Origin of the sequence: Bradyrhizobium sp. ORS 278, from assembly GCF_000026145.1 — a bacterium.
In the GTDB taxonomy this organism is placed as follows: domain Bacteria; phylum Pseudomonadota; class Alphaproteobacteria; order Rhizobiales; family Xanthobacteraceae; genus Bradyrhizobium.
Window position 1 is genome coordinate 4,333,462 of record NC_009445.1, and the last position, 13,161, is coordinate 4,346,622.

9 protein-coding genes are annotated in these 13,161 nt (G+C 67.0%); all 9 read right to left on the minus strand.

All coding sequences use genetic code 11. From position 1 onward, the window contains the following. Nucleotides 1-8: 8 nt before the first annotated feature. Entirely contained in the window at nucleotides 9-572 is a 564-nt protein-coding gene (gene frr, locus BRADO_RS19280; RefSeq protein ID WP_011927017.1) for a ribosome recycling factor, read from the minus strand. 163 nt (nucleotides 573-735) lie between these two features. Next, nucleotides 736-1,452: a UMP kinase gene (gene pyrH, locus BRADO_RS19285; protein ID WP_011927018.1), complete on the minus strand. Its 717-nt coding sequence runs from the start codon at nucleotides 1,450-1,452 to the stop codon at nucleotides 736-738. 74 nt (nucleotides 1,453-1,526) lie between these two features. Further along, nucleotides 1,527-2,450 (minus strand): translation elongation factor Ts, encoded by a 924-nt coding sequence (gene tsf, locus BRADO_RS19290; protein WP_011927019.1) that lies wholly within the window; start codon nucleotides 2,448-2,450, stop codon nucleotides 1,527-1,529. A 123-nt stretch (nucleotides 2,451-2,573) separates the two neighbouring features. Then, nucleotides 2,574-3,563, minus strand: coding sequence for a 30S ribosomal protein S2 (locus tag BRADO_RS19295; protein ID WP_011927020.1), 990 nt, complete (start codon nucleotides 3,561-3,563; stop codon nucleotides 2,574-2,576). Nucleotides 3,564-3,718: 155 nt separating this feature from the next. After that, on the minus strand, nucleotides 3,719-4,102 hold the full coding sequence (locus BRADO_RS19300) for a hypothetical protein (protein WP_011927021.1): 384 nt from the start codon (nucleotides 4,100-4,102) through the stop codon (nucleotides 3,719-3,721). A 237-nt stretch (nucleotides 4,103-4,339) separates the two neighbouring features. Then, nucleotides 4,340-5,299: an FHA domain-containing protein gene (locus BRADO_RS19305; protein ID WP_011927022.1), complete on the minus strand. Its 960-nt coding sequence runs from the start codon at nucleotides 5,297-5,299 to the stop codon at nucleotides 4,340-4,342. Further along, nucleotides 5,296-6,636: a S1C family serine protease gene (locus BRADO_RS19310; RefSeq protein ID WP_011927023.1), complete on the minus strand. Its 1,341-nt coding sequence runs from the start codon at nucleotides 6,634-6,636 to the stop codon at nucleotides 5,296-5,298. Before BRADO_RS19310 ends, BRADO_RS19305 begins: the two co-directional genes overlap by 4 nt. 129 nt (nucleotides 6,637-6,765) lie before the next feature. Further along, a complete protein-coding gene (locus BRADO_RS19315) occupies nucleotides 6,766-9,066 on the minus strand; it encodes a caspase domain-containing protein (RefSeq protein WP_011927024.1) in 2,301 nt (766 codons plus the stop codon). 179 nt (nucleotides 9,067-9,245) lie between these two features. Continuing rightward, nucleotides 9,246-12,770 (minus strand): DNA polymerase III subunit alpha, encoded by a 3,525-nt coding sequence (gene dnaE / locus BRADO_RS19320; RefSeq protein ID WP_011927025.1) that lies wholly within the window; start codon nucleotides 12,768-12,770, stop codon nucleotides 9,246-9,248. Nucleotides 12,771-13,161: the final 391 nt, after the last annotated feature.

The window sequence follows — 13,161 nt, forward strand, 5'->3', positions numbered from 1 at the left end:
CGCATCCTTCAGACGGTGAGGATTTCCTTTTCCTTCGCCGCCAGCAGCTGGTCGATCTCCGAGATCACGCTGTCGGTCGCCTTCTGCACGTCGCCGGCGAGCCGCTCCTGATCGTCCTCGGACATCTCGTGATTCTTCTCGAGCTTCTTGAGCGTATCGAGACCGTCGCGGCGGACGTGACGGACGGCGACGCGGGCCTGCTCGGCATATTTGTGCGCGACCTTGACCAGCTCCTTGCGCCGCTCCTGGTTGAGCTCGGGAATGCGCAGCCGGATTACCTGGCCTTCGGTCGCCGGCGACAGGCCGAGGTTGGAATCGACGATCGCCTTCTCGACGGCCTTGACCATCGAGCGGTCCCACACCTGCACCGAGAGCAGGCGCGGCTCCGGCACCGAGACGGTGGCGAGCTGGTTGAGCGGCATGTGCGAGCCATACGCTTCGACCTGCACCGGCTCGACCATCGAGGCCGAGGCGCGGCCGGTGCGCAGGCCGCCGAGCTCGTGCTTCAGCGCCTGGGTCGCGCCCTGCATGCGGCGCTTCAGTTCGTTGAGGTCGAAATTGCCCGTGCTCATCACGCTTTCCTTTCCTGCAACCCCGGCGCTCCGCGGCCCGTTTGGCCGGGCCATGTGAGGCTGACGGCTGGACCTGATTGCGCCCGGACGAATTCCTGTGTCGCTTACGCTTCTACCGCAGCCGTTGAAACGGTCCAAGACCGGCCGCCGACGGTCCCGCGGCTCACCCCGCGACGATGGTGCCCCGCCCTTCGCCCCGCAACATCGCGCCGATGGCGCCGGGCTCGGCGATGGAGAACACGATGATAGGCAGCGACGTTTCGCGGGCAAGCGCAAACGCCGTCGCATCCATCACCTTGTAGCCGCCCTCGATGGCCTGCGAATGCGTCAGCCGGTCGAAGCGCTTGGCGGCCGGATCCTTCTTCGGATCCGCGCTGTAGACGCCATCGACATTGGTGGCTTTCAGCACGGCCTGCGCACCGATCTCGGCGGCCCGCAGCACGGCGGTGGTGTCGGTGGTGAAGTAGGGATTGCCGGTGCCGCCCCCGAGCACGACGATGCGTCCCTCGGCGAGGGCCCTGTGCGCCGCGGCACGCGTGAACAGCTCGCAGACCTGCGGCATCACGAAGGCTGACAACGCGACCGCCGGCGCTCCCTTGCGCTGCAAGGCCGCCTCCAGCGCCAGGCTGTTCATGACGGTCGCCAGCATGCCCATGGTGTCGCCGGTCGCACGCGAGACGCCCTGCGACGAGACCTCGACGCCACGCACCATGTTGCCGCCGCCGACGACGACGGCGATCTCGATGCCGAGTTTCTGGACTGCGATGAGATCGTCCGCGATGCGGTCCACGGTCGGCTGGTCGATGCCGAAGGAATGGGGCCCTGCCAGATACTCACCGGACAGCTTGACCACGACGCGACGATAGACCGGCTCAGCCATGTGCCAATATGTCCCAATCTCGCGCGTTGAGATCCGGCGCGACGTCCGCGCCGGATCGTGACTGATGTCAGTCGTTACTTCTTGCCGCTGGCGGCGGCGACTTCGGCGGCGAAGTCGGTCTCTTCCTTCTCGATGCCCTCACCGAGCGCATAGCGGACGAAACCGGCCACCTTGATCGGACCGCCGACCTTGCCTTCGGCCTCCTTCAGCGCCTGGGCAACGGACTTGCCGCTGTCGTGGATAAAGGCCTGCTCGAGCAGGGTGACTTCCTTGTAATAGGTCTTCAGGCCGGACTCGACGATCTTCTCGATCACGTTTTCCGGCTTGCCCTGCTGCCGATATTTGTCGGAGAGCACGTCCTTCTCGCGCTTGACGACCTCCGGATCGAGACCGGCGGCATCGATCGCCTGCGGGTTGGCGGCGGCGACATGCATCGCGAGCTGACGGCCGAGCGCCGCGAGTTCGTCGGTCTTGCCCGGCGACTCCAGCGCAACGATGACGCCGAGCTTGCCGGCGCCCTCGATGACCGCGCCGTGGACGTAGCTCGCCACCACGCCCTCGCTCACTTCGAGCGCGGCCGCGCGGCGCAGCGACTGGTTCTCACCGATGGTCGCGATCGAATCGGCGATCGCGGCCTCGACCGTGATGCTGCCGACCTTGGCGGCCTTGATCTTCTCGACATCGGCGCCGACGTCGAGCGCGACCTGGGCGATCATCTTGACCAGGCCCTGGAAGTGCTCGTTGCGCGCGACGAAGTCGGTCTCGGAGTTGACCTCGACGACCACGCCCTTCTTGCCCGAGGTCAGCGCGCCGATCAGGCCCTCGGCCGCGACGCGGCCGGCCTTCTTGGCGGCCTTCGACAGGCCCTTTTTGCGCAGCCAATCCTGGGCCGCCTGCATGTCGCCGCCGGTCTCGGTGAGCGCAGCCTTGCAATCCATCATGCCCGCGCCGGTCGACTCGCGCAGGTCTTTCACCATCGCTGCGGTGATATTCGCCATTGTTGAACGTCCTTTTGCCTGTCCAAAGCGCGACGCAGCGGATGGCTCATCGCCGTCCGCTGCCAGGAAACCCTATCTCAGTCGCGATGGCCGGCGTGCGACGCCGGCCAGATTCGTGTCGTCTTAGGCGTCGGCGAGCGACTTGGCCTGGGCGACCCAGGCGTCGGCGCGGCTCGGCAGACCGACTTCTTCGCCGATCTGATGCGCCGTGTCGTGGTTGAGCTCGGCAAGCTGCCAGAAGTGGAAGATGCCGAGGTCGTTCAGCTTCTTCTCGATCGCACCGGACACGCCGGTGAGCTTCTTCAGGTCGTCGGCAGTGCCGCGCGGGCCCGGCAGCCCCTGGAAGGTCGAGGCAGAAGCAGCCGGGAGATCCTCCTCCAGCGGCGCGGCGGAGGCGCCGACGTCGATGCCGAGCTCGCCCTGGGCGCGCGAGATGCCGTCGATGGCAGCGCGCGCGATCAGGTCGCAATACAGCGAGATGGCGCGGCCGGCGTCGTCATTGCCGGGGACCACGTAGGTGATGCCCTTCGGATCGCAATTGGTGTCGACGATCGCGGCGACCGGGATGTTGAGGCGCTGGGCCTCCTGGATCGCGATGTCTTCCTTGTTGGTGTCGATCACGAAGATCATGTCGGGCAGACCGCCCATGTCCTTGATGCCGCCGAGCGAGCGGTCGAGCTTGTCGCGCTCGCGCTGCAGCGTCAGGCGCTCCTTCTTGGTGTAGGAGTTGGCCTCGCCCGAGGACAGCACTTCATCGAGGTGACGCAGACGCTTGATCGACGCCGAGATCGTCTTCCAGTTGGTCAGCGTGCCGCCGAGCCAGCGCGAATTGACGAAATACTGCGCGCAGCGCTTGGCCGCGTCGGCAACGTTGTCCTGCGCCTGGCGCTTGGTGCCGACGAACAGGATGCGGCCGCCCTTGGCGACGGTGTCGCTCACCGCCTGCAGCGCCGTGTGCAGCAGCGGCACGGTCTGAGCGAGGTCGATGATGTGGATGTTGTTGCGAGCCCCGAAAATGTAATCGGCCATTTTCGGATTCCAGCGGTGAGACTGGTGGCCAAAGTGAACGCCAGCTTCGAGCAGCTGGCGCATGGTGAATTCAGGCAGCGCCATTGGATATTCTCCGGTTGATTCCTCCGGAAACGCGTGAGCAAAAACGGGCCGTTACGGCCCGGCTTGCCACCGGACGCCCTCTAGGAGAGCCAAGTTTCCGTGTGAGATGGCGCGCTATATAGCCGGATTTTGGCGCAACGCAAGGAAAATGGGGGCTATTCGGCCTGGAGGAGTTCCACCATGGCGGTCCGGGCCTGGCTTTCCTGGAGCGGCACGAGGTCGACGGGCCCCTTGTTGTCTGCGCCGGCGGAGGCTGCAGCCATCACGCCCGCCCCGACCAGCCCGAACATGATCGCGCCGCCCTGCATCGCCCGGGAGCGCTCACTGGGCTTGATCGAGAAGAAATAGGTCTTCCCAGGCTCGGTGTTGAAATCGAGCACCGTCTCGCCGGGGAACAGGATCTGGGTTGCCGTAACGTGGTGCGGCCCTGCCGGGCGGTCGACATAGGCGTAAGTGCCGGGCATCAGACGATTCAAGGCAATGCCATCGACCTTGGCGTCACAATTGGTCCGGTCGAGCCAGGAATCCTTCAGGCTCATGATGACGATCCGGGAATGACCAGGCCGCGGCGCACCGATCTTTTGTGAGATGACCGCGTATTCCGTTCCTTCCCTGCCCGTGACGCACCCCGCTACCAGCAACGCCAGAGCCAGTCCCACAATCGTCCGTCGTTTCATTTGAAGCCCCCGTAAATCCCCGGGATCAACGCTATGCCGGGACGCTGGGAACTTGCAATCTCCGGGAACTCTCCGGAAACAAAGACAGCGGAACTGTGCTCAGCGCTCCACACCCGGAGTGAGCTCGATACGATCGGCGTCGAGCTTGGCCTTCAGCCTGGCGACGTCGCCGATGAACGCCTGTTGGCTGCGCAGCGGAACCAGGCGCAAGGAGGGTGGCAGCAGCACGTGAGTGACATTGGGCCGGCCGGAATTCGCAAAAGCTTCCGAACGCTGCAGCGTCTGCACCGCGATCGCGACGACGAGCAGGATGCCGACGACGACGCCTTTGACGATCATATGGGTCCGCCCGACCTCGCGCAGATGCAGGAAGCAGATCGTGGCCAGCACGATCCAGGCGACCGCATAGCCATAGGTGAAGATCGTGGTCCAGGTCAGCGCGAACGAGGCGACCTGCGCGAGCTCGCTGTAGATCCAGAACGCCACCAGCCCGGCCTCGGCGATCAGAAGATGCCGCAGAAAATGCGCTCGTCCCGAAAACAGCCGCGACAGCAGCGCCCAGACGCCGACCCACGCGACCACCACGCCGATCATGGTAAGCGTCGGCACAAGATAGTCGGACGCATGCGGTTCGGAAACCTGGGCGAACCAGACCAGCAGCGCATTGATGGCCAGCAGCACGGCGCCAAGCACGATCGCGGCGATGACCGGAAGCGCGCCGCGCTCCGATCCGGCGAGGCGCTCCGGCTCGACGGCGTGAGCCGCGTCGCGCACGCGGAGCAGCGTCTGGCCGATCCGGATCGGCTCTGTGCCGTCGAGCACGAGCTGCGGCTTGCGGCTCTTGCTGCTGCCGAGATAGAGCCCGTTGGCGCTGCCGAGATCTTCGGCGACGAGGCGGCCCTCCTCGTCGCGGAAGATGCGGACATGCCGCGCGGCGACATAGGGGTCATCGAGAATGACGTGGTTGTCGTAGCCGCGGCCGACATGGATCTCGGCGGCATCGACGCGGAAGCGGCCGGTGACGTCGCGATGCCTGGAGAGGATCTCGATCCAGATCATCGGACGACCTGCAGCCGTTGGAGGAAGCTCGCGCCGATCCGCAGCGCATCGTTATAGGCGATCGCCTGCAGATTGAGCCGCGACACCAGCGCCTCGTCGGCGCGGTCCTGCGTCACCGCCACCACGGCGACGTCGTACAGGCCGTCGAACTCGCGATAGCCCTGGGCGCACCACATGACGCGCAAGGACGGATGCTCGGCCGCCGGCGTGACGCCGACGAAATCCTCGTGGCAATGCTGCGGCGTGTACCATTTGCGGAACGAGCCGCCCATGGTCAGTCGCGGCTGCGCCAGCTGCGTCAGCACCGTCGCGAACTGGAATTGATTGAGGTCGATCGACTTCGCATAGGAGTGATTGACCTCCACCGTGCCGGTGTTGAGGTCGGAGGCGACATAGACGCTCGCATCCGCCTTGCAGCTCGTCGAGTTGATGCTGGCGCGCGGCTTGGGCGATGCGCTGGCGTTGGTGCTCGCCCAGCATTCGAACCATGCCGAGCGCGTTTCGGGGGCTTGATAGGAGCCGAACACGCGATCACGAAACCCCTCGTCCCCCAGCGATTTGTAGAGCGCGCCGCGCCAGCTCGCGAGCTGGGCGATCACGTCCTTGCGCAGGTCGCCGGCCGCAGGGCTTGCCTCGCGGCCGCGCGCCAGCAGCGCGGCGGCGAATCGCGCCGGCACCAGGAAGCTGATCAGCTGACCACCGCGGCGCGTGGCGACGTTGATGCCGACCACCTGCCCCTGCGCGTTGACCGCGGGGCCGCCGCTCATTCCGGGATTGAGCGCGCCGGTGAAGTGGATGTGGTCGTTGTAGCTGTGCTCGACAAGGCCGTTATACGTGCCCTCGATGATGGTGAAGCCGAGATCGAGCGGATTGCCCAGGGAATAGAGCCGCTCGCCCTTCGCCAGCGTGCCGTCGAGCGCCGCCTTGTCGAAGGTGAAGAACGGCGCCTCCTGCTTGTCCACGCGGATCAATGCGAGGTCGTTGGGCAGATCGACCGCGAGCAGAGTCACATTCCCCTGTGTGCCGTCGGCGCCCGTATATTCGAGACGATAGGTCTTCGGCTCCAACGCCGCGTCGGAGACGACGTGGTAGTTGGTGATCGCGAGCCCGTCGGCGGAAACCAGGAAGCCGGACCCGGTCGAGGTCTGACGGCCGGCATCGGCCAGCAAGGTACGGATCTGCAGCAGGCGCGGCGGCGCGGACGCGTAGACGGTTTCGGCACCGGGAACGCCCTGAGCCGCGGCCGGTGATGCAAGGCCAGCGCAGGCACCGCACAGGGCGATGATGATAGCGCTGTGCCACAGCGCGCGCACGGATCGAACCAACGCTGAAATCAATGACGCCCCCGCAACACGTCGTCGGCTGCCGACGTCCTGCGCCCACGATCGATCAATCCGGCGGTTCGGCCAATATCGAAAACAGGCCTGCGTTGCAACCGCTACGCCGTCGAAGCGGCGCAGGATTGCTCAGCAATGCGGGACGTTCGGCGGACACCGCTTGCCCTGGGCCGGCGGAGGCGCCGGCCGGGGCGGGGGCGCCGCTGGCCTCGCCATCTGCGGTGACGGCGCTGGACGTGCCATGGCCATCGGAGGCGGAGCCGGCCGCGCCATCTGCGGCGGCGGAGCTGGACGTGCCATCGGCGGCGGAGCGGCCGGGCGCATCGCTTGTGGCGGCGGCGGTGCAGGCCGGGGCGGGGCAGCGCGCACGACGGGCGCGACCGGCGGCCGGGGCGGCGCGGGCGGAGGGCTGAGGCGGGCGGTTGCCGGCGGCGGGGCACGGCGCTCAACCGTTGGTGGTGCGGCCTGCTGGATGCGTGGACGCCCCTCGGGACCGCGGGAGGCGACCGGCGGTGGAGGTATCGGACGGGAGGGCGACACTGATGCGCCGGGCGGGGTCCGGTTCGCGCGCAGGTCGGGACGCGCTCCGAGCGGCTGTGCGGGGGATGGAGACGCCGTCGCTGGCAAACGGGCATTCGGCGCCTGCGCCGCCGGCGGAATCGGCGGGCCGCCGCGGCCCGGCACCGGAAGCGCATTGACATTGGCGGGTCCTTGCCCGGGGGCGGCTCCCTGCCCTGGTCCGCCGGCGGGCGGCAGGGGCCGGCCAGAAGGAGCATTGGCCTGGATGGGGGGCGGTGCGCCCGGCCGGCCGGCCGGGATGGCACCCGGACCCGTCGGGGGCGGCGGCACCTTGCCCTGCTGGATCAGGTTCGCGCGCTGCACGACGGCCGGCGGCAACGCCGGCGCAACCGCGGCTGCCGGCGGCGTCGCGGCGGCAGGTCCAGCCGTGACCGGTCCGGCCGGCGGCGCCGGACGGTTGATCACGGTGTTGATGACCGTGGTGTTGTGGATGTTCTGGTAGATGATGTTGTTCGGCGGCGGCGCGACGAAGGCTGGCGGACTGACATAGACCGGGATCGGCACGAAGACCGGGCGCGGCAGGATGAACAGCCCGACCGGCGCGTAGGGCGGCGGCAGCTCCACGAACTCCGGGGGTGGCGGCGGCAGGATGTAGACCGGCGGCGGCGGCGGCGGCACGAAACCGAAATCGGGATCGGAGAACATCAGTACCGGCCGCTCGACATAAGTGACTTCGTCGAGCGGCGGCGGCGGCACGTCATACTCGATCATCGCAAAGGTCGGCGGCGGCTCGGGAGGGGCCGACAGGATGGCGAGACGGCGGCGCGCGTCCGCTGCGTGCGCCCCGTAAGGATAGCGCTTCAGATACGACCAGTAGGCTTCCGGACTGTCGGTGCGGTAGGTACGCCGCCAGGTCAAGGCCTCGCGCCGGGCAGCTACGATGGCCCGCACGCGCCTGGCAAGCGGATCACCGGGATAGGCGGCGATGAAGTCCTCATAGCCTTGCAGCGTGTCGCGCTCGAGCGCGGCCGTATAGGCCTCCTGCACTGGCAGCTCGCGGATCGGCCGCGCGCGCAGCGCCGCGGTCTGCTCCGGCGAGGCCTGCGGCGCCGGCGCATCCGGCGCGCGCTCGAAGAAGGTGAAGGCGGCCTGGATCTTCTGCGCATCCCACGGCACCTGGGCGCCCTTGGTCTCCTCGTTGACGCGCAGCCGCAGCCGGTCGAACACCTCCGGCAGCGACAGTCCGCCGGTGCGGATCATCTCGGCCAAAGAGCGCGCATAGACGCCGTAATTGCCGGTCTCGTTCGGAGCGATCGTGCCGGGCGCGGCGTTGAAGGCGATCAACATGTTGTTGTCGGGCTCGACCAGCGCGAGCCCGCCCGCGATCGTCGGACCGTTGGTCAGGAAGGGCTGCTGCCGCGCCGCGTCGAGCACGACAACGCCGGCCTTCAGCTGCGTCGCGGCCAGCTGGCGTACGTAGTCGCTGAGGCGCAGGCCTTCGGTGGGAATGTCGACATCGCCGGCGATATTGGCATCGACCGGGATGAAGTAGTTCTCGCCGGCGAGCTGCATGCCATAGCCGGCCAGGTAGACCATCGCCACCGTGTTGCCGTCGGACGATTGAGCCTTGTGAATGAAATCGCGAAAACTCTTGCGCAGCGTGTCGGCATCGAGATCGCGGGCGCCGACGACGTCGAAGCCGGCGGCCTGCAAGGTCTGCGCGATCAGGCCGGCGTCGTTGGCCGCCGTGGCCAGCGCACCCTTGGCGTAGGCACCGTTGCCGATGACCAGCGCAATGCGCTTCTCAGCTGCGGGCTGCTGCGCCGCGACAGGACGCGAGAGAGCGGCCAGCGCGAGCAGGCAGAGCGCGATACGGACGATGAATCGTGAGTTGTTATTGGCCAAGCGCATGACGGTTCGAGCCCTTCTCGAGGCACCTGCCCCGGATACAGCACGCGGGAGGCTGAACCGCGGTTGAACGGAGGCATGCCGGAACAGCGAGGACGCAGCTTTTTGGTTCCCTCCTCGTCCGCCTTTTCTCCTCTCGAACGGCCAAGCCAAGGCCGCCTCGTCGGAACTGGCGGCCCGGATCAGAGCTGCTGCACCTCGACCACGCCGGTCACTGCCTTGATGGCGCCAGCGATTTGTGGCGAAACCTTGAAGCGGCCGGGCAGCTTCATCTCCACCTCGGTTTCCAGGTCGAGCATCATCACCAGTGACACCTCGCCCTCGCCAGCCGCAGCCCGTGGCGGCGGCGCCGTTGCGGGGCCCTTCGCCACCGCGCCATTGCCGTTAGCTGCGGCCCCGTCGCCCTGCAGCCGCTTGACGATGGAGTCGAGCGGCTTGGTGTCGCGCAGGAAGATGCGCAGGCCGCGCTGGGTCTTGGCCGCGGCATCGTCGAGCGGCTCGGCGTGCAGCACGCGGGCGCGGACGTCCTCGCCCTGCAGCTCGGCACCGAGCTGCAACAGCACCGCGGCACCGGGCTCGAGCACGTCGCGATATTGCGCGAGGCCTTCGGAGAACAGCACGGCTTCGAAATGGCCGGTCGGGTCCGACAGGCCCATGATGCCCATCTTGTTGCCGGTCTTGGTGCGGCGCTCCATGCGCGACACCACCGTGGCCGCGACCTTCCCCGCAGTCGCGCCGGTCTTCACCGCGCGCGAGAACTCGGCCCAGCTCTGCACCCGCAGCCGCTTCAGCGCCGCCGCGTAGTCGTCGAGCGGATGGCCGGACAGGAAGAAGCCGATCGCATCGTATTCGCGGCGGAGGCGCTCGGCCGGCAGCCAGTTCTCGATGTTCGGCAGGATGATCGCCGGCGCGTCGGCGGCGTTGCCGAACATGTCGTTCTGGCCTGATGTCGCCGCCTCGTTGGCACGCTGGCAGGCGGCGACGATCGCGTCGGCGCCGGCGAACACGCGGGCGCGGTTCTTGTCCAGGCAGTCGAAGGCGCCGGCCGCGGCCAAGGTCTCGATGATGCGCTTGTTGATGGCGCGCGGACTGACGCGGGAGGCGAAGTCGGCGAGCGAGGTGAAAGGGCCGCCCTTGTTGCGGGCCTCGACGATCATCTCGATCGCCTGCGGGCCGACGCCCTTGAGCGCGGCGAGCGCGTAGAAGATGGTGTTGCCGCTGACCTCGAAGGTCGGCCCCGAGCGGTTGATCGAGGGCGGCTCGACCTTGATCCCCAGGCGCTGCGCCTCGGCGCGGAATTCGGAGAGCTTGTCCGTGTTGTTGAGATCGAGCGTCATCGACGCCGCGATGAACTCCACCGGATAGTGCGCCTTCATGTAGGCGGTGTGATAGGACACGAGCGCGTAGGCGGCGGCGTGCGACTTGTTGAAGCCGTAGTCGGCGAACTTCGCCAAGAGATCGAAGATGGTGTCGGCCTGGTCCTTCGGCACGCCGTTCTTGACCGCGCCCTCGACGAAACGGACACGCTGCTTGTCCATCTCGGCGCGGATCTTCTTGCCCATGGCGCGGCGCAGCAGGTCGGCTTCGCCGAGCGAATAGCCCGACATCTGCTGCGCGACCTGCATCACCTGCTCCTGGTAGATGATGACGCCGAACGTTTCTTTGAGGATCGGCTCCAGGATCGGATGCAGATATTCCGGCTCCTCCTCGCCATGCTTGCGGGCGCAGTAGGTCGGGATGTTGGCCATCGGGCCGGGGCGATACAGCGCGACCAGTGCGATGATGTCCTCGAAACGGTCAGGGCGCATGTCGATCAGCGCCCGCCGCATGCCCTGGCTTTCAACCTGGAACACGCCGACCACATCGCCGCGCGCCAGCATCTGGTAGCTCGCGGCGTCGTCGATCGGCAAGGTCGCGAGATCGACATGAACGTCGCGCTGCTTCAACAGCTTCACGGCGACGTCGAGCACGGTCAGCGTCTTCAGGCCGAGGAAGTCGAACTTGACGAGGCCGGCCGGCTCGACCCACTTCATGTTGAACTGGGTGACCGGCATGTCCGATTTCGGATCGCGATACATCGGCACGAGCTCGCTGAGCGGCCGGTCGCCGATGACGATGCCCGCGGCGTGGGTCGACGCGTGGCGCGTCAGGCCTTCGAGACGCATCGCGATATCGAAGGCGCGCGCCACGACCGGATCCTCGTCGCGGAACGCCTGCAGCTTCGGCTCGCCCTCGATGGCGGCGGCGAGCGTCACGGGTGCGGCCGGATTCTGCGGCACCAGCTTGGTGAGCTTGTCGACCTGGCCATAGGGCATCTGCAGCACGCGGCCGACGTCGCGCAGCACGCCGCGCGCCTGCAACGTACCGAAGGTGATGATCTGCGCCACCTGGTCGCGGCCGTAGCGCTGCTGGACGTAGGAGATCACCTCGCCGCGGCGGTCCTGGCAGAAGTCGATGTCGAAGTCCGGCATCGACACGCGCTCGGGATTGAGGAAGCGCTCGAACAGCAGCGCGAAGCGCATCGGGTCGAGGTCGGTGATGGTCAGCACCCAGGCGACCAGCGAGCCGGCACCCGAGCCGCGGCCCGGACCCACGGGAATGCCGTGCGCCTTGGCCCATTTGATGAAGTCCGACACGATCAGGAAGTAACCCGCGTACTTCATGCGCATGATGACGTCGAGCTCGAAGGCGAGCCGCTTCTGATAGTCCTCCTCGGTCATGCCCGGCGCCATGCCGTGCACCTTGAGGCGCCGCTCCAGACCCTCCTCGGCCTGCCGCTTCAGCTCGGCGGCCTCGGCGCTGGCCGCATCCACTGTATCACCGGTGCCTGCACCGACGGTGAAGAACGGCAGGATCGGCTTTCGCGTCCGCGGCCGGTACGAGCAGCGCTCGGCGATCTCGACCGTCGAGGCCAGCGCCTCGGGAAGGTCGGCGAACAGCACCGCCATCTCGGCGCGGGTCTTGAAGCGATGATCCGGCGTCAGCTGCACGCGATCGGTGTCGGCGATGAGATGGCCGCCGGCGATGCACAACAGCGCATCATGCGCCTCGTAGTCGTCGGTACTGGCGAAATACGGCTCGTTGGTCGCGACCAGCGGCAGCCCCTTGTCGTAGGCGATGTCGATCAGCCCACCCTCGACGCGGCGCTCGCGCTCCGTTCCATGGCGCTGCAGCTCGATGTAGAGCCGGTCGCCGAACTGGCCCGCCAAGCGCTCGCAGCGCTGCGCGGCCAAGGCGGCCATGTCGTGCTGGAGCGCGAGCGAGATCGGCCCGTCCGGTCCGCCCGTCAGCGCGATCAGACCGTCGACGCCTTCCGTCAGCCAGTCGAACTTGATGTGCGGCGCCTGATGCGTCGGCGTCTCGAGGAACGCCCGCGAGTTCAGCCGCATCAGGTGCCGATAACCCTCCTCGTTTGCCGCCAGCAGGACGATACGCGAGGGCTGCGCGACCGCGCCGGCATTGCGGGCGTTCGGATCCATGTCGCCGAAATCGATGGCGAGCTCGCAGCCCGCGATCGGCTGGATGCCGTAGCCCGCCATCTTGTCGGAGAATTCGAGCGCACCGAACATGTTGTCGGTGTCGGTCAGCGCCAGCGCCGGCTGGCGGTCGGCCTTGGCGAGTTCGCCGAGCTTGGCGATCTTGATCGAGCCCTTCAGCAGCGAATAGGCGGAGTGAACGTGAAGATGGACGAATCCGGCGCTGGACATGCTCGCCTTGCAACTTCCCTGAGGGCTTTTTGAAAGCAGCGCGCCGGTCCGGCGGAGGAGATGACCAAAGTCAGGGTCTGCGTTCCCGACCGACTCGCTCCGCCATGATACCGGATCAGCCGCCCGCGAGTCCGGCGCCCCGGTCGGCTGTCCGGCTTTTCCCCAGCCGGGCCGCCCTTGTGAAAAGTCAAAGCTGCGGAATGATTTGCGCCCAGAGCGCGATCATCCCGACAAACAGCGTGATCGACGCCAGTGCGGCGGCTTCTTCGACGAAAACCTTCAGCATGGGACCTCCCTGAGCTAGAACATATGAAGAACAATGTTCCTTTTTCGTTCTCTGGTCAAGCACGCTGTTGGGAATATCCGGCGAACCGTTCCGCACGTGGTTAAT

Coding starts and splice junctions, on each gene's coding strand:
- frr (WP_011927017.1), bottom strand. CDS start 572: ATGAGCACGGGCAATTTCGACCTCAACGAACTGAAGCGCCGCATGCAG.
- pyrH (WP_011927018.1), bottom strand. CDS start 1,452: ATGGCTGAGCCGGTCTATCGTCGCGTCGTGGTCAAGCTGTCCGGTGAG.
- tsf (WP_011927019.1), bottom strand. CDS start 2,450: ATGGCGAATATCACCGCAGCGATGGTGAAAGACCTGCGCGAGTCGACC.
- BRADO_RS19295 (WP_011927020.1), bottom strand. CDS start 3,563: ATGGCGCTGCCTGAATTCACCATGCGCCAGCTGCTCGAAGCTGGCGTT.
- BRADO_RS19300 (WP_011927021.1), bottom strand. CDS start 4,102: ATGAGCCTGAAGGATTCCTGGCTCGACCGGACCAATTGTGACGCCAAG.
- BRADO_RS19305 (WP_011927022.1), bottom strand. CDS start 5,299: ATGATCTGGATCGAGATCCTCTCCAGGCATCGCGACGTCACCGGCCGC.
- BRADO_RS19315 (WP_011927024.1), bottom strand. CDS start 9,066: ATGCGCTTGGCCAATAACAACTCACGATTCATCGTCCGTATCGCGCTC.
- dnaE (WP_011927025.1), bottom strand. CDS start 12,770: ATGTCCAGCGCCGGATTCGTCCATCTTCACGTTCACTCCGCCTATTCG.